The organism is Paraburkholderia sp. J76 (assembly GCF_905220295.1).
Classification (GTDB): domain Bacteria; phylum Pseudomonadota; class Gammaproteobacteria; order Burkholderiales; family Burkholderiaceae; genus Paraburkholderia.
In genome coordinates, this window is sequence record NZ_CAJMZJ010000017.1 from 69,293 (window position 1) to 94,505 (window position 25,213).

Consider the following 25,213-nt stretch of genomic DNA (forward strand, 5'->3'; position numbering starts at 1 on the left):
GGGGCGGCCGCGTGGCTGGCGTTTAAGGCTCAGGCAGGCTCGGGCGGGCTCCGGCCGCATGCGCCGGGGTGCGGCGCTTCGCCAGTATGCATCGCACCGCGCGGGCTGTGCACGTTGATTCCTGACCGGTCGTGGCGCGCGCCGATAGGCGCGAAGGAGCGGCAGCACGGTCGAAGCCTCACGCGCAGGCGCGGATGGCGCGTGGCGGGAGGCGTGGCCGGCTGGCGCCGGCGGGGGATAGCGAAAAATTATAACGACCGTGCGCACCGTGCAGCAAGGCGGGCGTAAGCAGGTGGCGCAAGCGTTTTATGTCACTGGAAGTTCTGCGCCTGCGGCGTGGCGAGCGTGCGCAACTGGAACTTGCCGTTGTCGTTGAAGAGCCAGTCCTCGAACATCTCTAGCTGGCCTGCCGAATTGAGCAGACGGCCGGGCGGGGGCGGCAGCGGCGCGGCGCGGCGCAGCGTCGCGAGGGCGGTGGCTTCGGCTTCGTCGTCGCCGTTGGTGCGATAGACCGATGACTTCACGATCTGGCCATTGCGATTGACCGTGAAGGACACGACCACGAGCGAGCGCAGCATGGCTTGCGGTGTGCCGTGCAGAACGTAGGATGGGCTGCGCGCGACGATGTGTTTCGCGACCGTGGTGCGGTAGTCGTCGAGCGTGACGCTGTTGATTGCAGCCGGTGGGATGGCGACGAGCGGTTTGGGCGGCGGCGTGATCGTGCACGCGCCAAGGCAACCGAGAATCGCGAACAGCACAGGCAGACCGAGGCGCCGTGCGAGGAAGGCGCGCGTTGCGGACGGACCGCATGACCACTGGACGCAAATGAGCATGTCGAACAAGCTCGGAAGCAGGACTTGAATTCGAGCTTAGACGATACGCGGCGGGAAGCAATCAGCACTGTCCCGCGTAGTTCGCGGGACACGCAGAACGGCGAAGGTGCCTGGGGATGCTTATTCGACCGGGAACTGCGCGCAAGGGTCGGCCGCGGTTGTTGCGCACGCGTACGAGTATTCGCCGCTCTTCAGGAACAGCTCCTTGCCTACCTGGAAGTTGTCGCGCAGGTTGGGCGACGTTTCCCACGCGATGTAGCTGGAGCACATTACGGCGAACAGAACGACAAGTGTAAATGCGAATTTTTCGAGCAGTTGATATTGGTGCGGCATGGTGATCTTCCCATCGATGGGTCGGATTTTACCTCATGATTAGGGTTTTCACCTAGTGTTTTGGGTGTGGTTTGCTGGGTGGATTATTTCTCTCGACCCTTTAATCGACCCTCGATGGCAAGGCACGCCCTCGGGCGGCGGCAGGGATCCGTCCTACGGTGCGCCGCCTGCCATATCAAATATCTCGTAGTCCTGATTATTTTCAACGCGATAATTCGTCACGCGTTTTCGCGTGGCGGAGCAGCATCGAATTGATTAACGGTGTTTCGGCCTGAAGGCCGGCCGCTTTGAGGACACGCTGACGCCGCGAAGCGCCAGGGTTTCATGAATTGGCGGAGGCGGTGAGATTCGAACTCACGGAAGGGTTACCCCTTCGCCGGTTTTCAAGACCGGTGCATTCAACCACTCTGCCACACCTCCGGAGCCGCGCATTGTAACCCGAAACGCAAGCGCGGCGGCACTCGCTCAGTCGATGCAGATCGACCTCAGTGCGGGTCCTTGAGAAAGAGCGCCTGCAAGTCGTTCAGAAAACGCTGTCCCAACTCCGTCGGCGCGATCTTTTCGTAATCGCGCGTGATGAGCCCGCGCCGTTCCGCTTCCTGCAGCGCCGGTTCGATCGTCGTGATCGGCAGACCTGTGCGCTCGATGAAACGGTGCACCGGAAATCCCTCCACGAGTCGCAGCGCGTTCAGCATGAATTCGAACGGCAAATCGCGCGCGCTCACTTCGTGCTCTTCCTGGACCGGCGTGCCGGCGCGTGCCTGCTCGATGAAGGTCGCCGGATGCTTGTAGCGCGCCTGGCGCACGATGCGGTTCGGAAACGAGAGCTTCGTATGCGCGCCTGCGCCGATGCCGAGATAGTCGCCGAAGCGCCAGTAGTTGAGGTTGTGCCTGGACTGGCGACCCGGCTGCGCGTAAGCCGACACCTCATAGCGTCCGTATCCCGCTGCGCTCGTGCGCTCGTGAATCCAGTCCTGCATGTCGGCGGACTGGTCGTCGTCGGGGAGCGGTGGCGGGAACTTCGCGAATAGCGTGTTCGGTTCGAGCGTGAGGTGATACAGCGACAGATGCGGCGGCTTGAACGAGAGCGCGGTCTCGATGTCGGCCTCGCACTCGGCAAGCGTTTGCTGAGGCAGCGCGAACATCAGGTCGAGATTGAAGTTGTCGAAAGTATGCGCCGCGACTTCGACCGCGTGGCGCGCCTGCGCCGCGTCGTGAATGCGGCCCAGCGCCTTCAGGTGTGCTTCGTTGAAGCTCTGGATGCCCACCGAGAGCCGGTTCACGCCGCTCGCGCGAAACTGCGCGAACTTCGCGGCCTCGAACGTGCCGGGGTTCGCTTCGAGTGTGATCTCGGCGTCGGCGTCGAGCGGCAGCAGGGCGCGCACGTCCGAAAGCAGCCGGTCGAGACCCGCCGCGGAAAGCAGGCTGGGCGTGCCCCCGCCGATGAACACCGTATGCACCTGGCGTCCCCATACGAGCGGCAACGCGTGCTCGAGATCGGCGCGCAGCGCGTCGAGATAATCGTTTTCGGGGAAGCGCTCGCCTTTCCATTCATGCGAGTTGAAATCGCAATACGGGCACTTGCGCACGCACCACGGAAAATGCACGTAGAGCGCGAGCGGCGGCAGCGAAGCGAGCCGAATGCTGCCAGGCATCGTGAACGACTTCACGACTTCGATGCCGATTCGATGCTGCTCGCTCACGCGTCCTCCCGAAGTCGCGCGAGCAGTTGGCGCAACGCGATCGCGCGATGGCTCGACGCGTTCTTGAGCGCCGGATCGAGTTCGGCGGCCGTGGCCTCAAGCTCGGGAACGTAGAAGTAAGGGTCGTAGCCGAAGCCGTTGTCGCCGCGCGGCGCGTCGAGCACCACGCCGTGCCAGCGGCCTTCGGCGATCAGCGGCTCGGGGTCGTCCGCATGACGCACGAGTGCTAGCACGCAGTAGTAGTAGCCGCGGCGATCCGCGTGATCTTTCAGGTTCGCGACGAGTAGCGCGTTGTTCGCCGCGTCGCTCTTCTCGCCGCCGGCAAGCTGCGCGTAGCGCGCCGAATACACGCCCGGCGCGCCGCGCAGCGCGCGCACGCACAGGCCTGAGTCGTCGGCGAGTGCGGGCAGGCCCGTGAGCTTCGCCGCGTGCCGCGCCTTGGCAAGCGCGTTCTCCACGAAAGTGGGATGCGGCTCCTCGGCTTCGGGCACGTTGAGCGCGCCTTGCGGCACAAGCTCGATGCCGGCCGCGCCGAAGAGCGCCGCGAACTCGCGCAGCTTGCCCGCGTTGTTCGACGCGAGCACGACGCGCGCGAGCGCGTGAGCCGCGGTGTTAGCCGCTGAATCTGGCTGCTGATCAGCCATGCGAAATCTCCAGCGCGGCCTTTTGCTTCTCGATCAGCGAGCGGATGCCGCTTTGCGCGAGGTCCAGCAGCGCGTTCAGTTCTTCACGCGAGAACGGCGCGCCTTCCGCTGTGCCCTGGACCTCGACCATGCCGCCGGAGCCCGTCATGACGACGTTCATGTCGGTGTCGCATTGCGAGTCTTCGTCGTAGTCGAGGTCGAGCACAGGAACGCCGTCGTACACGCCGACCGAAATCGCGGCCACGTAGTCGCTGATCGGCGAGCGTTCGATACGGCCCGTGGCCAGCAGCTTCGAGACGGCGTCGTGAGCCGCGACGAACGCGCCTGTGATGCTCGCGGTGCGCGTGCCGCCATCGGCTTGCAGCACGTCGCAATCGAGGTTGATGGTGCGCGCGCCGAGCGCTTCGAGGTCGAATACCGCACGCATGGCGCGGCCGATCAGGCGCTGGATTTCCTGCGTGCGGCCCGTTTGCTTGCCGCGCGCGGCTTCGCGGTCGCTGCGCGTGTGCGTCGCGCGCGGCAGCATGCCGTATTCGGCGGTGAGCCAGCCCTGGCCCTTGTCTCGCAGGAACGGCGGCACGCTTTCCGACACGCTGGCGGTGCACAGCACCTTCGTGTCGCCGAACTCGACGAGGACCGATCCTTCGGCGTACTTCGTGTAATTGCGGGTGATGCGGACTTCGCGAAGCTGGTCGGCGGCGCGGCCCGAGGGGCGCTGGTTGGATTGGGTCATCGTGAAGGTGCGCGAGGGCACGAGAGGGAAGGGGAAACCATGATTTTACCGCCTAAGCGCGGCTCGCGATGGGCGCGGCCCGAAGGCGGCGGGAGGATGGCGGGAAGGCAAAAAGGGACACGCTCAGGCCGGCGGCGCCATGGAGCCCGCGCTTGCGAAGGCGCGCCCCCAAAAATGGGATAATACGGTTTCTCCGCCCCGCGCTTTTCGTCCATTCGCGACAACACGCCGGGCGCCTCGATTCCTTCGCCGTGACCCGCGCGCCCTGCGCACGACGCCACGGCTTTCTTCGCGAGACGAACCATGATTTACAGCATGACCGGCTATGCCAGCGCCACGCGCGAGCTGGCTGCGGCTTCGGGCACGGGCGGCGCCAGTGTTTCCGTCGAATTGCGCACGGTGAATTCGCGCTTTCTCGACCTGAATTTCCGCATGCCCGAAGACGTGCGCGTGTGCGAGCCCACGCTGCGCGAAATGCTGATGACGAAGCTCTCGCGCGGCAAGGTCGATATCCGCATCAACATTCAGCGCAGCGAGCAGGGCGCCAACGCGGGCGCGCTCAACCGCGACGCGCTCGATCAACTCGCCGGGCTCGAGCGCGCCGTGCTCGAAGCCTTTCCCGAGTCGGGCCGTCTGCGCACGGGCGAGATCCTGCGCTGGCCCGGCGTGCTCGCGGAAAGCGGCGTGGCGGCCGAAGTGCTGCGCGACGCCGTGCTCGGCTGCGGCAAGCAGGCCATCGCCGATCTGATCGAAGTGCGCGGCCGCGAAGGGGCGCAGCTCGCCAACATGCTGCTCGCGAACGTCACAGAAATGGAGGCGATCGTCGCGCGTATCACGCCGCTCGTGCCGGAGCTGATCGCGAAGCACCAGCAGAAGATCGTCGAGCGTCTGCAGGAAGCGCTCGGCATTGCCGCGCCGGATAGCAACGGCAACGGCGGCAGCATCGGCAATATTTCGCGCGAGGAAATTGCCGAGCGCATTCGCCAGGAAGTGACGATGTACGGCATTCGCATCGACATCGCCGAAGAACTCTCGCGCCTTACCGCGCACCTGAACGAAACGCGTCACGTGATCGAGAAGGGCGGCCGTGTCGGCAAGCGTCTCGACTTCATGATGCAGGAACTCAACCGCGAAGCGAACACGCTTGGCTCGAAGGCGGCCGCGAAGGAACTCGCCGACGCCTCGATGACGCTCAAGCTGCTCATCGAGCAGATGCGCGAGCAGGTTCAGAATCTCGAATGAAGGAAGCAACGAACATGACCGACCACACCAGCGCACCGCATGCGGATGCGAAGCACGACAAGAAGCGCAATCCCTACGCGGGCAACTATCCCGGCAACCTCTTCATGGTGGTGGCGCCTTCGGGTGCGGGCAAGTCCACGCTTGTGAACGCGCTGCTCGCCGAGGACAGCGCGATCCGCCTGTCGGTTTCGTACACGACGCGTGCGCCGCGTTCCAAGGAGCGCGACGGCGAGCACTATCACTTCACGAACGTCGACGACTTCCTCACGCGTCACGCCGCGGGCGAGTTTCTCGAGAGCGCGGAAGTGCATGGCAACTACTACGCCACGTCGCGCGTGTGGATCGAAGACCAGATGAAAATCGGCCATGACGTCCTGCTCGAAATCGACTGGCAAGGCGCGCAGCAGGTGAAGAAGCAGTTCCGCAACGCCGTGGAAATTTTCATCCTGCCGCCCTCGCTCGAAGCGCTCGCCGACCGCCTGAAAAAGCGCGGCGAAGACGAGCCGAACGTCATCACGCGACGCCTGCTCGCAGCGGGCAGCGAGATCGCGCACGCGAGCGAATCGGAGTACGTCGTGATCAACGAGAACTTCGATCGCGCGTTGCAGGAGCTGCGCAATATCGTGAGCGCCACGCGCTTGCGCTTCGCTTCGCAATACGCACGGCATACGGAGCTGTTCGTGCAGCTCGGTATCCATCACCCGCAGCCCGGCGCATCGGGCACATAAGGTAGAATAAGAACCTGCTGAGAATGAGAAGGAACACGACATGGCCCGCATCACCGTCGAAGACTGTCTGAAACAGATTCCGAACCGTTTCGAACTGGCGCTCGCCGCGACGTATCGCGCCCGCCAGCTCGCACAAGGTCACACGCCCAAGATCGAAAGCCGCGACAAGCCAACCGTTGTCGCGCTGCGCGAGATCGCGGCTGGCCAGGTCGGCCTCGAAATGCTGAAGAAGGTGCCCGTCTGAAGTTGTCGGACTAAGGGCGCGTTCGCGCACATTCCCGCGCGTATTCCCGCATTCCGTTAGGCACGTAGTCGTTAGGCACGTAGTTCGTAGCACGCGCAGTTGCAACAACCGGCATCAACCGTCAACGCCAAACCTGATACGGAGGGGAACATGAGCCTTACGCCCTCGCCGGCCACCGAGGTGGACCAGGAAGCCGAGACCGCGAGCCCTGCGCGCAATTACATCGACGCGGTTCTCGAACAGTCGTTTCGCCATCTGTTCGGACCGACCGCGACGCCGGAGCAGCCCCGCAAGCACGGGGTCGTCTCCATCGCCAATCTGACCGCCGCGCTTTCCGGTTACCTCACGCCCGAGGAGATCAAGGAAGTCAAGGCGGCGTTCCACTTCAGCGATGAAGCCCACCTCGGGCAATATCGCCAGAGCGGCGAACCCTATATCACCCATCCCGTCGCCGTCGCCGAAATCTGCGCCGGCTGGAAGCTCGACGCGCAGTCCATCATGGCCGCGCTCCTGCACGACGTGATGGAAGACCAGGGCGTGACCAAGGCGGAACTCGCCGAGCGCTTCGGCGCGAAAGTCGCGGAACTGGTCGACGGCCTGTCGAAACTCGACAAGATGGAGTTTCGCAACCGCGAGGAAGCGCAGGCGGAAAATTTCCGCAAGATGCTCCTCGCGATGGCGCGCGACGTGCGCGTCATTCTCGTGAAGCTCGCCGACCGCCTGCACAACATGCGCACGCTCGGCGCAGTGCCGCCCGAGAAGCGCCGCCGCGTGGCGCGCGAGACCATCGACATCTACGCGCCCATCGCGCACCGTCTGGGCCTGAACAACACCTATCGCGAGCTGCAGGACCTGAGCTTCGCGAACTTCAACCCGAATCGCTACGCCACGCTCGAAAAGGCGGTGAAGGCCGCGCGCGGCAATCGGCGCGAAGTGGTGAGCAAGATTCTCGAAGCGGTGCAGCGCGCCATTGCCGACGCGAAGCTCGACGCCGAAGTCACGGGCCGCGAGAAAACCATCTTCAGCATCTACAAGAAGATGCGCGACAAGCAGTTGTCGTTCTCGCAGGTGCTCGACGTGTACGGTTTTCGCGTCGTGGTCGAGTCGGCGCTCGAGTGCTACACGTGTATCGGCGCGCTCCATGCGCTGTACAAGCCGGTTCCGGGCAAGTTCAAGGACTACATCGCCATTCCCAAGGTGAACGGCTATCAGTCCCTGCATACGACGCTCGTGGGCCCGTTCGGCGCGCCTATCGAGTTCCAGGTGCGTACGCGCAAGATGCACGAAATCGCCGAGGCGGGCGTGGCCGCGCACTGGCTCTACAAGAACGGCGGCGCGGACCTCAACGACGTGCAAAAGCGCGCGCACCAGTGGCTCAAGTCGCTGCTCGACATCCAGAGCGAAGTGGGCGACTCGAGCGAATTCCTCGAACACGTCAAGATCGACCTGTTCCCGGACGCCGTGTATGTGTTCACGCCGAAGTCGAAGATCATGGCGCTGCCGCGCGGCGCCACGGCGCTCGACTTCGCTTATTCGATCCACAGCGACCTGGGCAACCAGTGCGTGGCAGTGAAGATCAATAACGAACTTCTGCCGCTGCGCACCGAACTCAAGAGCGGCGATATCGTCGAGGTGATCACCGCGCCGTACTCCAAGCCGAATCCGGCGTGGCTCGGCTTCGTGCGCACCGGCAAGGCGCGTTCGGCGATCCGGCACTATCTGAAGACGATGCGTCTCACGGAGTCGGTCCAACTGGGCGAACGGCTCGTCGACCAGGCGCTCAAGGGTTACGGCTACCAGCTATCGGAAGTCACGCCGGAAGTGTGGGAAAAGCTGGTCCTGTGGACCGGCAACAAGAACCGCCAGGAAATTTTCGCCGACATCGGTCTTGGCCGGCGCGTGGCGGCGGTCATGGCCAAGCGCATCGAAGTGCTGATGAACGGCCTGGACGCCGACGACGCCGAGCATCATCATCCGCCGCGCGACCCGAACGCGCCGCCGGCGCCGCCTGTGGTCATCACGGGCACCGAGGGAATGTCGGTGCAGCTTTCGGCTTGCTGCCGCCCGATCCCCGGCGACGACATCATGGGCTACATCGGCATCGGTCTCGGTATGGCGATCCATACGACCGACTGCCGCGTCGCGCAGCGTATCCACCGGCGCGACCCGGGCCGCTGGATCGACGTGGCGTGGGCGCCGCAGCCGGGCCGTCTGTTCGACGTCGCCGTGAAGGTGCTCGTGAAAAACACCAAGGGCGTGTTTGCGCGCGTGGCGGCCGACATCACGTCAGCGGACGCCAATATCGTGCACATCGCCATGGACGACGATCTGGCACAAGAATCGAACATGCTGCGCTTCGTGATACAGGTGAGCGACCGCGTGCACCTCGCGAACGTCATGCGCCGCGTGCGCACGAATCCGGACGTGATGCGCATTGCGCGCGAGCGTTCGAGCGACGACGGGCACCATCGCCACGACGGCGGCATGCGAATCGAGCGCGAACGCGCCGATTATTGATTCGATACTTTGCGGTGGCCTGACTGGGCTTGCCGGTCGCGTCGCCATCTTCCTTCGACCTGAAACGAGGGACTCGCAATGAACGTAGCTGAACTCACCGGCCTCGCGCTCGATTACTGGGTGGCGCGCAGTCTGCCGGACTTCGTGCGCGAAATCTATTTCACCGACAGTGGCGAGACAGTCGCCGTGCGTGGCAACGACCGCGGGCGGCCCTGGGATGGCCGCTTCATGCCCAGCGATTCGTGGGAGGCGGCCGGCGTGGTGCTGGAGCGCGCAAAGCGCATCGAGCTGCGCGAAGGCGAGCCGGCCTCCTGCGTGGCCGAGTTCGAGGGTGAGTCGGGCGCGATTCAAGCCTACGGCGAAACGACGCGCGAGGCGTTGCTGCGGGCGTTCGTGACGAGCCGTTTTGGCGAGACGGTAGGGGAGATGGTGCGTCAGCCCCAGGCATTGCTAGGAATGGGCATGGAGCCCGTGGCGGAGCCCAGCGCGATTGGCGACGTTGAGGATCTGCCGCGTCCCGATGCGCAGATCGGCGACATCGGCACGCCGCCGCGCTAATGCGGAAAAGACGCTGAAAAGACAAAGGGCCTTTCCATACGGAAAGGCCCTTCTTCAATGGGTGGCGCGGCTGGCAGGATTCGAACCCACGACCCCTTGGTTCGTAGCCAAGTACTCTATCCAACTGAGCTACAGCCGCACGCTAAAACGATACTACTAATAACACTATACAGCTTGAAACCCTTCCCGGCTCAAACAGACGAGAAACGTTTCGAATAAGTGGCGCGGCTGGCAGGATTCGAACCCACGACCCCTTGGTTCGTAGCCAAGTACTCTATCCAACTGAGCTACAGCCGCACGCAGAAAAGAGATTATAGCAGGGCTTCAAAAAAAGGGAAGGCCCTTGTCGTGATTTGTCTTGCGGCGAGGTTCGTGTACGCTGACAGTAGCGACGCATAGCTGTGACGCACGGCAATGAATCAGTCAGTACACGTACCGCAGTGATCCCATCATGAACAAGGCCTTTGTCAAAGAATCGACCGACAACGACGACGACGATCTCGAAGCCGGTCACTCCGAAATTCCCGCCGGCACGAAGAACTACATGACGCCCGCCGGCTACGAGCGCATGCGCAGCGAATTGCTGCATCTGATAGACGAGGAGCGGCCCGAAGTGGTCAAGCTCGTCTCGTGGGCGGCGTCGAACGGCGACCGCTCCGAAAACGGCGACTACATCTATGGCAAACGCCGTTTGCGCGAAATCGACCGCCGCATCCGCTTTCTCACGAAGCGGCTGGATCTGGCCGAAGTCGTGGACAGCAGCCGGCAGGAGAACGTGGACCAGGTGTTTTTCGGGGCGACCGTCGAGTACGGCACCGAAGACGGCGAGGCGCACACCATCACGATCGTCGGCATCGACGAGGTCGATCTCGACCATGGGCACGTGAGCTGGATTTCGCCGATCGCGCGGGCGCTTCTGAAGGCGAAGATCGGCGATCAGGTCACGTTGCACACGCCCGCGGGGCCGGAGCCGATCGACGTGCTGGACGTGCGCTATCCGCCGCCGCGCGCCTGAATGCATCCGTCGTTCGCCGCGCAATAAAAAAGGCACCCGAAGGTGCCTTTTTAGCTGCAGTGCTGGCCGAAGCGGCCAGCTGCGTGCTGCTTAGAAGCGGTGACGCATACCAACCGTCACAGCGATCTGGTCTTGACGGGTCGAAGCCGAACCGAGACCGTTCAGGTAAGCGCCGATACCGTCCTGGTTCGACGACACGTGCTGCCAGTCGCCTTGCAGGTAGACGTCCGTGCGCTTCGACAGTGCGTAGTCCGACTGCAGAGCGACCGTGTTGTAGTTCGGGTTCACGCCGCCGGCGAAGCTCGCACGGGTGTACGTGTACGCGCCAGCCAGGCTCAGGGCCGGGGTCAGAGCGTAACGGACGTTGCCTTCAAAGTTCTGGAAGCGTGCGCTGCTATCGCCCAGCGAGACGCCATTCGTTCTACCCGACTGCGTGGGCGAAATGCCAACCGCGTTGCCCAGTTGCGTCTGCGTGTAGACGAAGCCAGCCGTTGCCGGGCCGAACGTGTAGTTCACGCCGCCGCCGAACGTGCTTTGACGGCCTGCAGCAAACGTGTATTCACCCGTTTGCGCGCCCGAGTTGGCAACGCCGAGTTGCAGATTGTTGATGTCGCTGTTCGCGTGCAGATAACCGCCCGCAACGTTCAGGCCGCCCCAGTTGTACGATGCGCCGACGCTGTACGCACGGTTGTTCGCGAATTCGCTGCTGTTCGAGAACGAGTACGTGCCGCCGAACTTGAAGCCAGCGTAGTTGACGCTCGAGTACTTGATCGTGTTGTTGAAACGAACCGAATTGTTCAGGTTGTCGTTATCGTACGGGTGAGCGGCGATCGTGCCACCGTATTGCGTGCCGGTATTCGACAGCGGTGCGAGGTAGTCGACCACGGAGTCGTACTGACGACCGAGGGTGACCGCGCCGAACTGGTCGCTTGCCAGACCAACGAATGCTTGACGGCCGAACATGCGGCTCGACTGGCTAGCCGTACCGTTCATGATGTTGAAGCCGTTTTCCAACGTGAAGATGGCCTTCAGACCGCCACCGAGGTCTTCAGCGCCGCGCAGGCCCCAACGGCTGCCGTTGACCGTGCCGCTCGATGCCTTCCACAGGCTGTGGCCACCCGAGTTGTTTGCGTAGGTGATGCCTGCGTCGATCAGGCCGTACAGCGTAACGCTGCTTTGCGCGTGTGCAGCCGTTGCAAAAACGCCCGTCAGGGCGGCGACCATGAGAGTCTTTTTCATCTTTGTAAACTCCGAGAACAGAGGTGGGTTTCGTTGAACCCTGTTTGGGAAACCATCCATGCGAAGCGCAGCGAGAGGCAAAGTTCGCGTGGTGCGGATTAATCCGCCCAAGATGGTTTCCAGACAGGCAGAGTGTAGAGAGGGTGCTCGAAGAGGGGGTATTCCGAAATTCGCAATAAAGTATTGCGATATCGGAAATGATTATCTCGCTCGCCTTAAGCCCTGCTGGTAAAGGCTTTGAGCGGATTTCTCAGGGAGGGGATGAAACTGTCAACCGCGGGAGCGTTGTGCGATCGCTACAACAATCGACTGCGAAAAGCGGTTTAAATCGATGCAAACCGATTATTGCGTCCGACGTAACAGATGATTGTGCGTCGTATACTTAATCGTCAGACCTGTGCCCGGCTATACTTGAATCGCTGCTTTCCGAAGCAGACTTTTTCGTTGACGAAAAAGATCTCCAAACCTTTGTCGGCGCGGCCTTTCAGCCGCGCTTTTTTTTTGCCCGTCTTCAGGCCACACGCCACGCGCACCGCTTAGCGGGTGCCCGAGTGGGGCGGCTCCGGTTGCAGGCTCCAGTCTTCCATTACGTAGTGCCTGGCGTCCATAGGGGAACACAGCAGGTTGTGCCAGTGGTCCCCGTGCCATGCGCCATACATCCCGGCTTCCTCCGCCGTTGGCGTAATGCCGTCCGTTTGTACGAGCCAGTGAATCCATCGCCGAAGAGTTGTCAGCATGATGACCTCCGATGCCGCTAACAATATGGATCATGAATTGAATGTATTACTCGAACAACCGGGAGAAACACTTACGTTTGACACGAATTGTTACACTTCGGGAAAACTTCCCGGTAGAAATGACGTGCGCGAGATAATCGCGTAAAAATGACGCATCTTTATTAGGGTGATTCGAATCGCATACGATTCTGAGCACTTTTTGATGCGTGCCGCTTTTATCGTTGAATCGGGAAAGCTGTTATAAAAAATTCGCTTGACTGGCGATTGACGTTCCCCGTATAACGGCAAAGCTGATTTTCGTTCCGCTGCAATTCCAGACGCGTGGAATTCGTTGAAGCGGAACGGCGGGAATTGGCTGGATACGGCGTGAGGGTTATTACCCGCGCCATTAAAATCTCGAGGGAAACTGAAACATGGAAACCGGTATCGTCAAATGGTTCAACGATGCGAAGGGCTTTGGCTTCATCACGTCTGACGCCGGCGGCGACGATCTGTTCGCACACTTCTCGGAAATCCGCGCCGACGGCTTCAAGTCGTTGAAGGAGAACCAGCGTGTGTCGTTCGACGTCAAGGTCGGCCCGAAGGGCAAGCAGGCAGCGAACATCCAGCCGCTGTAAGTACAGCGTGCGGGCGCTCGCCACGCGAGCGCTCATGCAGGAGCAGGCCCCGGGCTAACCCCGGGGCTTTTTTATTTTTGGCTTATTGATATTCACGCAATATTCGTGGCTACGCTTTTACTCGCGGATTTTAATCGGGAAAACCCTGGGATCTTGGGATTTTTCTCATTCGGGTTTTACGAAAAGCAGAAAGTCCCCGTTACGTTGTCGGAACCGTCGGCGCGTGGCGTCTAAACAGTGCATACTTGGGCCGTTTTCCATTTCCTCTGTCGTTTCACCATGCTTGAATCCTCCTTGAGCGCCGCGCAGCCCGCCGGCGACCTTCCCATCGTCTTCGTAGACCTCGAGACGACCGGCGGTTCAACAGGCGAGCACCGGATTACGGAAGTTGGCGTGGTGGAGGTGGCGCAAGGGCAGGTGAAGCGATGGAGCACGCTCGTCGATCCCGGTCAGCCCATTCCGCCCTTTATCCAGCAGCTCACCGGCATCACGGACCAGATGGTGCGAGGCGCGCCGCGCTTCGCCGACATCGCCGCGGACCTCCATGGGCGACTCGCGGGCAAGCTCTTCGTCGCGCACAACGCGGCCTTCGACCGCGGTTTTCTGCGCGCGGAATTCGAGCGCGCCGGCTATTCCTTCCATCCCGATGTGCTGTGCACGGTGCGGCTGTCGCGGGCGCTTTTCCCGGCTGAAAAACGCCACGGGCTCGATGCGCTGGTCGAGCGCCATGCGCTCGTGCCGTCGGATCGCCACCGCGCGCTCGCCGACGCCGATCTCCTCTGGCAGTTCTGGCAGCGTCTGCCGGCGCTGGTGCCGGGGGAGGCGCTCGCCTCGCAGATCGAGCGCATGACGCGCCGGCACGTACTCGCGGGCGATATCACCGACGAACTCATCGAAACGGCGCCGGCCGGCCACGGCGTATATGCGTTTTACGGCGAGGACGATGCGCCGCTCTACGTGGGGCGCAGCGTGCGGGTGCGCCAGCGCGTGCGGGCGCATCTTTCGGGGGACCGGCGTTCTTCACGCGAGCAGCGGATGGCGCAGCAGGTGCGCCGTGTGGAGTGGCGTGCGACAGGCGGCGAGCTTGGCGCGCTGCTCGTCGAGGCGCAATGGATCGCCGCGCTCAAGCCTTCGTTCAATCGGGTGCCGCGTGTGTCGAAGCGCGATCCCGCCGGTCCCGGGGCGGCGCCGTGGCCGTTCGACGGCGCAGTGGTCGTGCTGGAGCAGGACTCGACGAACGGCGCCGACGTTTATCACCTGATCGATCGCTGGTGCTATATCGGCGCGTTTCCGAACACGGCCGAAGCCGAAGCGTTGGTGGACGGCAACGCCGAGCGCGTATTCGAGCCTTCGACGTGGCGCATTTTGCAGACGCACTTCGAACGCGGACTGCGCGTGCAGGTGCTGCAGCCGGCCGCGGCTGATGGCATCGCTAGCGCGGTCTGGTAGCCAGCCCTCAGGCGACGCCGCCTACGCCGCCCGATTCGCACACATGCTCCAGCGCCTGATTCATTGCATTCGTGCGCGTGGAGTCGTATTGCGTGAGTTCCTTCCAGTTGGCAACGGTTCTTGCGACGCGCGCCGGGCAATCCGGTGTGCCGCGCATTGACTGCACGCGTGCGAGCGCGCCGATCAACTGTCCCGTAAGTTTGTCGAGTTGGGGCCGCGTGGCCGTGGCGAGATCGGGCGCCGGCTCGCTCGGCGGCTGCGAGGCGCGCCAGGTATCGAACAGCGACTTTTGCACCGCCGTGCTGGCGTCGATCTGATCGCGGAAGAACGCACGCGCGAACGCCGGATCGACGCCGGCCGCCGTGGCGCGCTTCTGCACGTCGGCGAGCAGGGCGTCTTCGCGGGGCGTATCGGTGATCGGCTTGTGATGTTGCCATTTCCAGTGCGCGACGCTTTGAGCGAGCGCGAGCCGCTGCGAAACGAGCGCGACGAGATTGGTCAGGGCAGTGTCGTCACCGTCGGCGTGGACGGATGCGATCGGCAGGGCGAAGAGCAGCGCAGCAGCGCAACGCGCGCTTGCGCGGGTCAGCAATGTCATCGAGGAGGGAGAGACGCCGGCAATAAAAACCGAAGCATAGCCGGTTATGGTGTGCTTGCGTTCGATGGCGCGGGTTACGGCGCAAAACCGCTCACGCAGCACGATACGCGCGTCCCCGTACTACGCGATCGTTGTGCACACGTACGTATGCGGCGCGGCGCGCATGATCGTGCCAGCGCAAACGTGTGCGTGTCCCCGTTTACTTTTGTTCGTGTGCCTTGCGTTGCTCGTCAAGAAACGCCCGCACGTGAGCAGGCAGTTCGTCGCCGAGGAACTCAACGGCCACCGGTTCCGGATCCGGGCTGAAGACTTGGTCCGGGGTCGGAATCCTTGGCGGTTTGGCGTCCATGATCTTTCTCCTATGTAAGCCGATTATCCGGCCCGGCACTTCTAATGCGCTAGTCCCGCTTACGGTAACAGTGCTTTTCCCGCACGCGTGTTGCTTTCTTCGCACAGCCCTACAACTGATTAACGGCGCGGGAATATAATTGTTGAGATGTCCTTCGTCCTTGCGCATGCCGCGTGAATCGAATTCGGCTCGTTGATTCTCTCATCTTCGGGCAGCGGCTGCTGCACCCGCACAACGCCTCAATCCCGTCTCCCCGGCTCTCGCACGCGCCTTCCACCGCGGCGTATTGACGCGCTTCCGCTGGCCGCGCCGCAAGCGTGAGGCGTGGCACCGAAGCGAATCGGCACCACCGCCATTTGTGTACAACGGACGATTATGCTTAGCCGTTGACGGCGAAACGTTAATAAGAATTAAAACTATGTAAGAGTCCGTTTCTATCTGATTTCGCGATTAATACGACACGCCGCGTCAATTGACCGCTTTTTAAAGACCGAACGTACGTAAATAGCCGCGCACTCCGGCGCGGCGTGGGGTTGCAGTCCGATGATTCGTTACGTTTATGCCTGCGGCGGCGCCGGAACGCGTTGCACGTGAGCGTGGTTTGCGGGCGTCGCGCGCACGTCCACCTGACCGTGGATGCGTGACTGATGGCCGTCCGCGAACATGTAATACGGGAACGGATGCGCGGGTTCCGAGGCCGCGTTCAGACGCGCGACCAGTTCGGGGGCGAGCGTGAAGTCGAGCGCCCCGAGCGATTCTTCCAGTTGCGTGGCCTTGGTCGCGCCAACGATGATGCTCGCCACGCCGCGCTTTTGATGCAGCCAGTTCAGCGCAACCTGCGCCATGGGCCGGTTCGCTTCGCGCGCGACCTGTTCAAGCTCGGCGACGATCGCGAAGTTGCGCGTCGAGAGCTTGTCGAATCCGGGCGGCGGCTTTGCGCCCACGGTCTGCAGGCGGCCCGCGCCGCTCACCCCATCGCTTGCCTGCGACGGCCGATATTTCCCGGACAGCACGCCCATGCCGAGCGGGCTCCACGGCACGAGCCCCATGCCGAGCTGCGTCGCCAGGTCGGCGAATTCGTGCTCCGCGTTGCGTTCGATCAGCGAGTATTCGAGCTGCATGGCCGCGACCGGCTCGAAACCGCGCCATTCGGCCAGCGTTTGCGCGCGGCCCGCGTACCAGGCGGGCACGTCCGAAAGACCCACATAGCGGATCTTGCCCGCGCGGACGGCGTCGTCCATGGCGCGCATCACTTCGTCGGCGGGCGTCATGCGGTCCCACGTGTGCAGGTAGTACAGATCGATGTAGTCGGTGCCGAGACGCTTGAGCGAGCCGTCGAGCGCACGCAGCAGGTTCTTGCGATGGTTGCCGCCAGCGTTCGGATTGCCCGGTTCCGCGTTGTAGGAATACTTGGTGGCGATGACGAGCCGCTCGCGCAGGCCGCGCGCCGCCGCGAAGCGGCCGACCCAGGTTTCGCTGGTGCCTTCCGTGTAGAGATCGGCGGTGTCGATGAAATTGCCGCCCGCGTCCACATACAGGTCGAAGAGTCGCTGTGCGGTGGTTTCGTCGGCGCCCCAGCCCCATTCGGTGCCGAACGTCATCGTGCCGAGGGCGATGGGGCTGACGCGCAGACCTGAGCGGCCAAGCAGGGTATAGCTGTCGAGTTTCATGACGGGTTTCCTCAAAAGGACGAGCGGTAAACGTGAGTCCATCTTGCGCTTTTCCTTTTTGTGGAAAAATCGGGTTCAACTGAAATTACTGTGAAGCTGTGCTTCACAATGGAGGCAAGCATGAATCCGGTTTCCTCTGCGCAGTCGGCTCAGCCCGCCGCGTCCGGCCTGGCAGGACGCCTGCCCGCTCTGCTTGCCGTAGCTGCCGTCGCGCGGCACGGCAGTTTCACGCGCGCGGCGTCCGCAGTGGGCTTCTCGACTTCGGCGCTCTCGCAGGCAGTGCGTGCGCTCGAAGCGCAACTCGGCGTGCGGCTCTTCAATCGCACGACGCGCCGGGTCGCGCTGACCGAGGCGGGCGCGCAGTTTCTCGCGCGCGTTCAGCCCGCGCTCTCGGAGATCGAGGCGGCGTTCGAAGCGCTCGACGCTACGCGCGACGTCCCGGCCGGTACGCTGCGCATCAACCTGCCGCGCGTGGCGAGCGAGCTGCTCGTCATGCCGCATCTCGCGGAATTCATGACGCGCTATCCGCAGATGAAGCTCGAACTCGCCCTCGACGATGGTTTCGCCGATATGGTGGGCGAGGGCTTCGACGCAGGCATCCGCCTCGGCGAATCGGTGGCGCCTGGCATGGTCGCGGTGCCGATCGGCGGGCCGATTCGCATCGTCGTGGTCGGCTCGCCGGCGTATTTCGAACGGCGCGCGCGGCCCCTCACGCCCGACGATCTCGCCACGCACGATTGCCTGCACTATCGTTTCGCGACGGGCGGCGTCTACCGCTGGGAGTTCGCGCAGCCGGACGATCCCAGGCGCGTATTCGATGTGGTCACCGAGGGCCGCTTCGTCACCAACGATCTGCGCACGATGGTGCGCGCCGCGGAGCAGGGCGTGGGTCTTCTGCACGTGATCGAAGATTACGTGCGGGCGCCGCTGAACGACGGCCGCCTCGTGCCGGTGCTAGAGCCGTGGGGCGCTTCGTTCCCGGGCTTCTATTTGTACACGGCGGGGCGCGCGCAGTTGCCGCCCAAGCTGCGCGCGTTCATCGACTTCCTGCGTGAGAAGCGTGGGGGTGCCTAAATTCAGATAGCCGTTTTCAGATACGTCTGATTCGGCCGCGAGCCAAACTTGCTTATCTTTAAAAGATGCCGACGCAACGCCCGCGCGGCGCCGAGCAGCATGCCCCTTTTCCAGATAGCGACGTAACAAATTCGCGCGCCACCACGCCGGCGCGCTCCCAAGATGAGCGACCATGCCACCACGCCGGCCGAAGCCTCGGCCGAGCAAGCACGCGCCAGTGCGGCGCTTGCGCTAGCAGACCAGCACTTCGAGACGGGCAGAACGCGCGAAGCGTTGCTCGCCTACCAGGAACGGCTCGCGCACGAGCCGGGCAATGCGCACGTGTTGCATCGCCTGGCGCTCTCGTATTTTCGCGACGGACAACGCGATCTCGCGCGCGACTACCTGGAACGCGCAATCGGGGTGGCGCCCGAACGTGCCGAGCTATGGGAGCATCGCGGCTTGCTCGCGGCGATGGCGAACGAGCATGTCGCCGCCGAGGCGTTCTACCATCGTGCCATGGCGTTGGGCGGCGGCACGGCCAGCCTGCACCGCAATCTGGCCGACGTCCTCAAGCTGGCGAAGCGCCGCGCGCAGGCGCGCCTGCACTACGAAAAAGCGCTCGACCACGATCCCGCGCTTCATCACGCCCTGGCGCGCCTGGCGAGGCTGAGTCTCGAAGACGACCAGCCGGAAGCGGCCGCGGCGTATCTGCGTCGCGCGCTGGCGGTCGGGACGGCGCGGCTCGCGGACGGGCTCGAGTTGCTGAAGGTCCTCGCGAAACTCGAACACGCCGCCGAACTGAATGCGCAAATCTCCCGGATGCGAGCGGAGTTCGCGGCAGATGCGGCAGCGCTCGAAAGCCTCGCGTTGCGCCTGAACGAGATCCATCGCTTCGAAGACGCGTATCAGGTCGCGCTGGCAGGCCTCGCCGTCGATGCCACTCGGGGCAAGCTGCATCACAACGCGAGTTACGCGTCGAACATGCTCGGCGAGCACGCGCGCATGCGTCGTCACGCCGATGAGGCCGCGCGCTTGCTGCCCGGCGACGAATATGTGCAATTCAACGCCGCCGTCACGATGCTGCGCGACGGCGACTTCGAGCGAGGCTGGCGGCACTATCACTGGCACGAACGCTTGCCGCAGAACGACACGCTGGTGCGCCCGGCCTTTCCGGAGTGGGCCGGTGAAGCCGTGAACGGGCGGCGGTTTCTGCTGATCGGCGAGCAGGGGTTGGGCGATCAGCTTCAGTCCTTGCGCTACATCGACTGGCTGCAGCGCCAGGGCGCGACGGTCGATGTCTGGGTCGACAAGGCGATTGGCGACGTCGCCGCCTGCGCGCGCGGGGTGAACAAGGCCTGGACGACCTTGCCGCCGGGTCCTTACGACTTCTGGAGCCGCATGTTCCGCTTTCCCGAATCCATGAAGCTGAAGGTGGACATGCTGCCGCTGGCGATGCCGTATCTCGTCGCGCCGACTGAGCGCGTCGATCATTGGCGCGAGCGGATTTCGGGCGCGGCGCATGGCGGCGCGGGCAAACTTCGCGTGGGGCTCGTCTGGGCGGGAAACCCCGAGTACGAACTCGACCGCTACCGCTCGCTTGCGCTGCGCGCGTTGCTGCCTGTGCTCGCCCGGCGCGGCGTGTCGTGGTTTTCGCTGCAGAAGGGCGCTGCGCAAAGCGAGCTTGCGGCGCTGCCTCACGACACCGACGTCGATATCGATATCACGCCGCTCGGGCCGGAAATCGCGAACTTCGGAGACACGCTCGCCATTGTCCAGTCGCTCGATCTCGTGGTGACCGTCGATACTTCCGTCGCGCATCTTGCGGGTGCGGCGGGTGTGCCCGTGTGGATCCTGCTGCCGACCTGCACCGACTGGCGCTGGATGACGCAACGAGCCGACAGCCCGTGGTATCCGTCGGCGCGTCTTTTCAGGCAGCGCGAGCTGGGGCGATGGGATGAGGTGATCGCGGAAGTGGGCGAGGCGCTGGATGTGTTGCGGCCAGGGGAGTAGGGCGCCCGGCGCCGGACCCCATAAACGGCACAAAGCAAAAAGCCCAGTCCGAAGACTGGCTGGCGGACGGCGCAAGCGGGCAAATGGCCTAGGACACTTCGCCTTGCGGTCGCCACCGCCGCAACGAATGGTGTAGAACGTCCAATATTAGCAACGGGAGCGGGCGCGGGCGCGGGCGGCATGGACATCAAGCAAGCGGGGGGAATTGCGTTCAGGCGCATCCGCGACGATACCCTGAGCGGCACCGCGCATTGGGTCGAGCGGGACGACCCACGATGCCCCTTCCGGTGGGAATCGTCCAGACAGCGCGAAAGGGACGACGAAGGCGAGGATTGGGACGAGGCCGACGAGTGGTCCGTCAGCGCGCGGCGTGTCGAAAGTAGAGGCGGATGGTGCGCAACATGACAATCGGGCGCAAGACGGGCGGCAGGAAGGCCGGGACGCCGAACCACCACGGCGGAAATCCGGGCGCTCGCGGGCCAGCACGCCGCTGAAGCGGTCGAACGGTTGGTGGGCCTGATGCGGCACGGCGAGGCCGAGACGACGCGGCTGGTGGCGATCCGCAAACTGCTGGACCGGGGCTTTGGACGGCCCGCGCTTCACGCCGATATCAAAAGCGAAGTGCAGACCACGCCTCGCAGCGTGCGCTCCATGACCGACGAAGAACTCATGGAAATCATCGAGCGCGGAAAGGGCGAACGAGAGAACGGCGAGGTATGAGCCGCGCCGCCAACAGGACGAACCATCCTCCCACACGCCGCACTTGCTCTCCGTCAACAGATGGTGTTTTTCGCAGCCTGACGGCATCGGCACGGGCAATCGCGGCGTTATAAAACCGGTGGGCTGTACAGGGTCCCTATCGCGGTCGCGCCCACGCCTGACGTTGCCACATCCGGGCCGCCGCCCGGTTCGCGCACGCGCGAGCCTGTCCCCCGAACTGACAGAGACAGCGAGATTCATGGCCAATCCCCATCATCCGCATCACCCGGCAGCGCCTGCGACACCCACGCCGACACCCGCGCCGACACCCGCGCCGACACCCGCGCCGCAATGGCAGCCGCTGAACTGGAGTTTTCCGTTCGCCCCCAAGAGCGGCAATTCAGCCGATCCCCAGACCTGGCTCCATGCGCTTGCCGGGGCAGACGGCGGATTCTATCCGCTCGGGTCGAACGGCATGTTTCACGGTGGCATCCACTTCGATGCGGGCACGGGCAGCGACCTTAAACAGGGCGATGGCGTCAAGGTCATTGCCGATGGCGAGGTGGTGGCGTACCGGCTGGATTCGAAGTATCCCGAGCTGAGCTATCCGAGCACGCCGCCCCGCTATGCGCTGTATTCAACCGGTTTCGTGCTGGTGCGTCACAAGCTTGTGCTACCACCCGCGCCGAAGGCCGCCGGTTCCCCGGCTCGCGCGTCGGGGGCATCGACTCCAGCAACGACTCCCGCAGCCGCGAGCGGCGCGCAGGCTCCGCAGACTTACCAGCCGCCCGCCGATGAGGTGCTGGAGTTCTACAGCCTCTACATGCACCAGCTTGACTGGGCGGGCTACCAGGCAGTCGAACAGGCGAGCAGCGGTAGCGCCCAGTCTGCGCCGTCGATTCTCCGTTTGCCCTTCTGGAAGGGCGACAGACATTTTCAAGTAGGCACGAAAGCGAATGATCGCCAGTCGCTCCCTCCACAACTCAATACGCCGCTGGAGTTCGCGCAGCCTCCAGGGGGCCTGGGCGCGTCTCCACTGGGCGACGGCGCGTTGCTCGGCAGTGTCGTGTCAGGTCCGGCACCGGAAAGCGTGAATGCGCTCTCGCAGTATCCCGACCGGGTACGCTACACCGTGCCGCTAGCGAGTCCGGCAGGCACTTCGCAGAATGCCGATACGCCGCAGACCGGTGTTGCTATTCGCGACCTGGCCTTCGGAAAGGTTATTGGGCTGCTGCCGCGCGGCGGCGAACTCAGTATCGTTGGCGATGCCCAAAAAGGCTGGGTACAGATTGCCAGTATCACGAAGGGCACGCCGGTTGCCGCCGTCGCTGGCGGGACGCCTGACTCGAGAGCGGTAACGGGCTGGGTGAATCTGGACGAACTCGACGCGGTAATCGATCCCAAGCCGCTGGATACAGTCGTTGTGCTCGATACGCCGTTCGGGGTCAAAGCAGGCGACGTGGTGGGCTACCTGGGCGAGTACCAGAATTCCACCCATGCGAGCCTGCTGCCGCCCGACCCCCAGCGCGCAATCCTGCACGTCGAGGTTTTTACCGGCACACGTATCAACGATTTCATCACCAAAAGCCGGGAACGCGCGAACAAGCTGGGCGACAAGGTGCCTGGCGGAAAGTCTCTGCTGGTGATCCAGTCTGGCGCAAAATTCGTCCAACCCTCCGATGCGCAAAGCAACACCCAACTGGCCGGCTTGACGCTCGCACCCGCAAAGGGCGATCCGGGTAAGGGACGCTGGGCCAAGGTGCAGCCAACCCGGATTGCGGCACAATCCAGCGCGCATGGTCACGGTCACGCCCACACCCACGCCGCCGCCGGTACGCCCGTGGGTAATCCGCTATGGGTTGAACGCGCGTATGTGGGCAAGGTGGCCGGAGCGACGATCCAGACCTGGACAGATTTCCCGTTGCAGCTTGCCAATGCACAGGGTCCGGCGGTCGGATACCAGCAAGTGCTTTCGCGCGCCCAGCTTGACGAACTTCGCGACAGTTACAAGGCGGCGGAAGAGGATAAGGGCCAAGGTACGCCCACGCAATGGTGGGAGATTGATGCGGGCGGCAGCGACGGCGGGACGATCTCCGGGTGGGTGTGCGAAAAACCCGATACGCAATGGCAAAGCCCGTGGGCGTGGCCGGGGTTCGAGACGGTCGATACCACCAGCATCCCGCTACTCGACATGTGGCGGCGCTGCCTGTTTGAGAAGAAACAGTTGCTTGATGGCGAGGAAACGGAATTCAGCGCCGTTGCCGCAACGGTCAACGCCAGTCCGTTTATCGCGAAGCTGGAGAGGGCAGCCAAGCGCCAGGGCGACGGCAAGGGGAACGTGGTTCCGGCCGACCTGAAGCAGGCGTTGACGGTGCCGTGGCTGGCGGAGGCGATATCCCATCTGATCTTTCGCTACGAAAGTGAATGGGCCGACAATATTGGCAAGTGGGCGAAGTTCCTCCCGTACATGGGCGACGGCAAGCACATCTGGCGGGCCGAAATGGAGCGTATTGAAAAACTGGCATGGTGGGACAAGGTGAGCGCCGTCAAGGGCTTTCCCGCCAGCCCGAACGCCTGGCATATCCACCCAATCGGGTTGGTGGGAAATTTTGCGGGCTGCACTGGCACTATCACTTTAGAAGAAGCCCGCGTTAGAGCCTTTCTCCGGATGATCCGAACTGGAGAAGGCACCCACGGCTTGGACAGTTACGAGCGCTTATTTGGCGGACAATCCTTCATTAAAGATTATGGCCGTGATTTTAGTGACCATCCTCATATTATGGTGACAAGGATGATACACGGAAGATCTGTCACATCATCGGCAGCCGGGGCGTATCAGGTAATGGGATACAATTGGGAAAGTACCGACGGCAAGGTGTACCGGCAAAAGGCTCGTGTCACGGATTTCTCCCCTATTTCCCAAGACAGATACGCTGTTGCATTACTGTCCTTCAAACGGCATGCTCTTGATGCAGTAAAAAGAGGAGATATGGAAAGTGCGGTGTTCGAGCATCACTGTAATTTAGAGTGGGCAAGCCTTCCCGGCAATCAATATGACCAAGGCGGCGTCACAATGCAGTCGGTGAATCAGAATTTTCAAAGATACGTTAAGGAAGAGCTTGCCGGGCAAACGGAACTCGCGGTTCCAATTGGCGGTTTGGACGATTTGATAAAATAATTTTATGAAAATTGTTAAATTTATCACTGCGATTGCATGCCTGTTTTTGATCTCATTTGGCGCGGAATGCAAAGCCGCATCCGATGAATTTTTAAAGTACGGTGTTGATGTTTATAAGGGTGAGTTCAAAATACCAGATTATTATAAAAAAACTGCCGACGGGTGGCGCGATGATGAAGGGAAATTGGTCGATATTCCACATGTCAATTTTTCGGGAAAGTATTTTATTGGTAGGCACAGTTGCGGGACAGAATGCGTCTATTACACGCTCAGTGATCTAACAACCGGAAAGGATTACGACTATTTGAATATGTTTTCCTCTGGGGGCGATACTCCCACACTGACGAGAGATGGTCGCCGCTATTTGACGGAATTACTTAGCAAACCAAATAGCAGATTGCTTATTGCGAGATATCACATTTCAGCATCCACTAATCGTGGTGAGGAGTGTAGGCAAAAGGAATTCTTACTCAAGAGTACGGGAAAAATTTCTCCGCTCTCAACAACTACCACGCAATGCGTAAATTGATTTTTCGCCGTCGTGTGCCGTCGCCGCGGCGCGCCCAAGACCTCTTGGCACGTTTCGTTGATCTTTGATGGACTATTGTCCCGGCATGGTGCAGCCGGGACTGTGAATCAACTGGCCATTTCACCAACATGCGCCGACCAAGCTTCCATCATCAGGATAGCGCTGCTGCACTCCCGATTGCCGCAAGCCACGCGCCGCAGTTACGTTTTACTCTTACGCATTGCTGCAGTGTCGATCCCCACGCGAGGTGGCCCCCATGCCACGCGAAATGCCGGTCGGGTGGACGTACACGATGCAGGCGGTATCGCGGTTCGCGGACCCCTTGGGCGGTGAAGTATGTCGGACCTGCCTTCTCCGGCGATCCGGACGCCGCCTTTCACCTGTTTACGACACTCGGCAACGCGAAGCGCGGCGGGGTGGCCGTGGCGATGTGGGATGCAAAGGTGCCCCGGCCCGCGTTTCGCATGTAATTGGAGAACGCGTGGACCATAACCACGGTTACGTGATTGAAACTGTCCGGACGCGCCGCCGC

The 25,213-nt window shown here is 62.6% G+C and carries 23 protein-coding genes and 3 tRNA genes; 13 read left to right on the forward strand and 13 right to left on the reverse strand.

All coding sequences use genetic code 11. The features are described 5' to 3' along the window. Positions 1-311: 311 nt before the first annotated feature. From U5768_RS27120 to rph, 6 genes are all read right to left on the reverse strand, one after another. A complete protein-coding gene (locus tag U5768_RS27120) occupies positions 312-833 on the reverse strand; it encodes a TonB family protein (RefSeq protein WP_322033455.1) in 522 nt (173 codons plus the stop codon). A gap of 120 nt (positions 834-953) precedes the next feature. Then, a complete protein-coding gene (locus U5768_RS27125; RefSeq protein WP_322033456.1) occupies positions 954-1,166 on the reverse strand; it encodes a hypothetical protein in 213 nt (70 codons plus the stop codon). Positions 1,167-1,496: 330 nt separating this feature from the next. After that, a tRNA-Ser gene (locus U5768_RS27130) sits at positions 1,497-1,586 on the reverse strand. Between the two features lie 65 nt (positions 1,587-1,651). Beyond that, entirely contained in the window at positions 1,652-2,821 is a 1,170-nt protein-coding gene (gene hemW, locus U5768_RS27135; RefSeq protein WP_322033525.1) for a radical SAM family heme chaperone HemW, read from the reverse strand. 44 nt (positions 2,822-2,865) lie between these two features. After that, positions 2,866-3,513, reverse strand: a complete 648-nt coding sequence (gene rdgB, locus U5768_RS27140; protein WP_322033457.1) for an RdgB/HAM1 family non-canonical purine NTP pyrophosphatase — start codon at positions 3,511-3,513, stop codon at positions 2,866-2,868. Next, complete coding sequence (rph, locus tag U5768_RS27145; protein WP_322033458.1) at positions 3,506-4,246, reverse strand: ribonuclease PH; 741 nt, start codon at positions 4,244-4,246, stop codon at positions 3,506-3,508. Before rph ends, rdgB begins: the two co-directional genes overlap by 8 nt. A gap of 303 nt (positions 4,247-4,549) precedes the next feature. On the opposite strand from rph, the gene U5768_RS27150 reads away from it, so the two are divergent. The 5 genes from U5768_RS27150 (at position 4,550) to U5768_RS27170 (ending at position 9,535) form a co-directional block, all read left to right on the forward strand. Beyond that, positions 4,550-5,488: a YicC family protein gene (locus U5768_RS27150; protein ID WP_322033459.1), complete on the forward strand. Its 939-nt coding sequence runs from the start codon at positions 4,550-4,552 to the stop codon at positions 5,486-5,488. 14 nt (positions 5,489-5,502) lie between these two features. Then, positions 5,503-6,216: a guanylate kinase gene (gene gmk / locus U5768_RS27155; protein ID WP_322033460.1), complete on the forward strand. Its 714-nt coding sequence runs from the start codon at positions 5,503-5,505 to the stop codon at positions 6,214-6,216. Between the two features lie 40 nt (positions 6,217-6,256). Next, positions 6,257-6,460, forward strand: coding sequence for a DNA-directed RNA polymerase subunit omega (rpoZ, locus tag U5768_RS27160; RefSeq protein WP_006400783.1), 204 nt, complete (start codon positions 6,257-6,259; stop codon positions 6,458-6,460). A 150-nt stretch (positions 6,461-6,610) separates the two neighbouring features. Continuing rightward, positions 6,611-8,977 (forward strand): bifunctional (p)ppGpp synthetase/guanosine-3',5'-bis(diphosphate) 3'-pyrophosphohydrolase, encoded by a 2,367-nt coding sequence (locus U5768_RS27165; protein WP_322033461.1) that lies wholly within the window; start codon positions 6,611-6,613, stop codon positions 8,975-8,977. A gap of 78 nt (positions 8,978-9,055) precedes the next feature. Then, complete coding sequence (locus U5768_RS27170) at positions 9,056-9,535, forward strand: phage protein NinX family protein (RefSeq protein ID WP_322033462.1); 480 nt, start codon at positions 9,056-9,058, stop codon at positions 9,533-9,535. A gap of 62 nt (positions 9,536-9,597) precedes the next feature. On the opposite strand, the gene U5768_RS27175 is transcribed toward U5768_RS27170, so the two are convergent. After that, positions 9,598-9,674, reverse strand: a tRNA-Arg gene (locus U5768_RS27175). 81 nt (positions 9,675-9,755) lie between these two features. Then, positions 9,756-9,832, reverse strand: a tRNA-Arg gene (locus U5768_RS27180). A gap of 154 nt (positions 9,833-9,986) precedes the next feature. On the opposite strand from U5768_RS27180, the gene greB reads away from it, so the two are divergent. Continuing rightward, positions 9,987-10,550, forward strand: a complete 564-nt coding sequence (gene greB, locus U5768_RS27185; RefSeq protein ID WP_322033463.1) for a transcription elongation factor GreB — start codon at positions 9,987-9,989, stop codon at positions 10,548-10,550. Between the two features lie 90 nt (positions 10,551-10,640). Here greB and U5768_RS27190 read toward each other — a convergent pair whose 3' ends face one another. Further along, positions 10,641-11,789, reverse strand: coding sequence for a porin (locus U5768_RS27190; protein ID WP_322033464.1), 1,149 nt, complete (start codon positions 11,787-11,789; stop codon positions 10,641-10,643). Positions 11,790-12,325: 536 nt separating this feature from the next. Then, complete coding sequence (locus tag U5768_RS27195; protein ID WP_322033465.1) at positions 12,326-12,526, reverse strand: hypothetical protein; 201 nt, start codon at positions 12,524-12,526, stop codon at positions 12,326-12,328. 413 nt (positions 12,527-12,939) lie between these two features. Between U5768_RS27195 and U5768_RS27200 the strand changes: the two genes are divergently transcribed. Beyond that, positions 12,940-13,143: a cold-shock protein gene (locus U5768_RS27200; protein ID WP_028205165.1), complete on the forward strand. Its 204-nt coding sequence runs from the start codon at positions 12,940-12,942 to the stop codon at positions 13,141-13,143. A gap of 279 nt (positions 13,144-13,422) precedes the next feature. Next, positions 13,423-14,592, forward strand: a complete 1,170-nt coding sequence (locus U5768_RS27205) for an exonuclease domain-containing protein (RefSeq protein ID WP_322033466.1) — start codon at positions 13,423-13,425, stop codon at positions 14,590-14,592. A 7-nt stretch (positions 14,593-14,599) separates the two neighbouring features. Here the strand turns inward: U5768_RS27205 and U5768_RS27210 are convergent, their stop codons facing one another. From U5768_RS27210 to U5768_RS27220, 3 genes are all read right to left on the reverse strand, one after another. Then, positions 14,600-15,190, reverse strand: a complete 591-nt coding sequence (locus tag U5768_RS27210) for a chorismate mutase (RefSeq protein ID WP_322033467.1) — start codon at positions 15,188-15,190, stop codon at positions 14,600-14,602. 199 nt (positions 15,191-15,389) lie between these two features. Further along, positions 15,390-15,539, reverse strand: coding sequence for a hypothetical protein (locus tag U5768_RS27215; RefSeq protein WP_027795377.1), 150 nt, complete (start codon positions 15,537-15,539; stop codon positions 15,390-15,392). 557 nt (positions 15,540-16,096) lie between these two features. Then, complete coding sequence (locus U5768_RS27220) at positions 16,097-17,209, reverse strand: aldo/keto reductase (protein WP_322033468.1); 1,113 nt, start codon at positions 17,207-17,209, stop codon at positions 16,097-16,099. Positions 17,210-17,329: 120 nt separating this feature from the next. Here U5768_RS27220 and U5768_RS27225 point away from each other — a divergent pair, with 120 nt between their 5' ends. From U5768_RS27225 to U5768_RS27245, 5 genes are all read left to right on the forward strand, one after another. Further along, positions 17,330-18,283, forward strand: a complete 954-nt coding sequence (locus tag U5768_RS27225; RefSeq protein WP_322033469.1) for a LysR family transcriptional regulator — start codon at positions 17,330-17,332, stop codon at positions 18,281-18,283. 162 nt (positions 18,284-18,445) lie between these two features. Next, positions 18,446-20,275: a hypothetical protein gene (locus U5768_RS27230; protein ID WP_322033470.1), complete on the forward strand. Its 1,830-nt coding sequence runs from the start codon at positions 18,446-18,448 to the stop codon at positions 20,273-20,275. A 519-nt stretch (positions 20,276-20,794) separates the two neighbouring features. Continuing rightward, the gene (locus U5768_RS27235) at positions 20,795-20,995 is read left to right on the forward strand and encodes a hypothetical protein (RefSeq protein WP_322033471.1); all 201 of its coding nucleotides are present in this window, start codon (positions 20,795-20,797) and stop codon (positions 20,993-20,995) included. 238 nt (positions 20,996-21,233) lie between these two features. Beyond that, positions 21,234-24,152: a muramidase gene (locus U5768_RS27240; RefSeq protein WP_322033472.1), complete on the forward strand. Its 2,919-nt coding sequence runs from the start codon at positions 21,234-21,236 to the stop codon at positions 24,150-24,152. A 4-nt stretch (positions 24,153-24,156) separates the two neighbouring features. Further along, positions 24,157-24,681: a hypothetical protein gene (locus U5768_RS27245; protein ID WP_322033473.1), complete on the forward strand. Its 525-nt coding sequence runs from the start codon at positions 24,157-24,159 to the stop codon at positions 24,679-24,681. Positions 24,682-25,213: the final 532 nt, after the last annotated feature.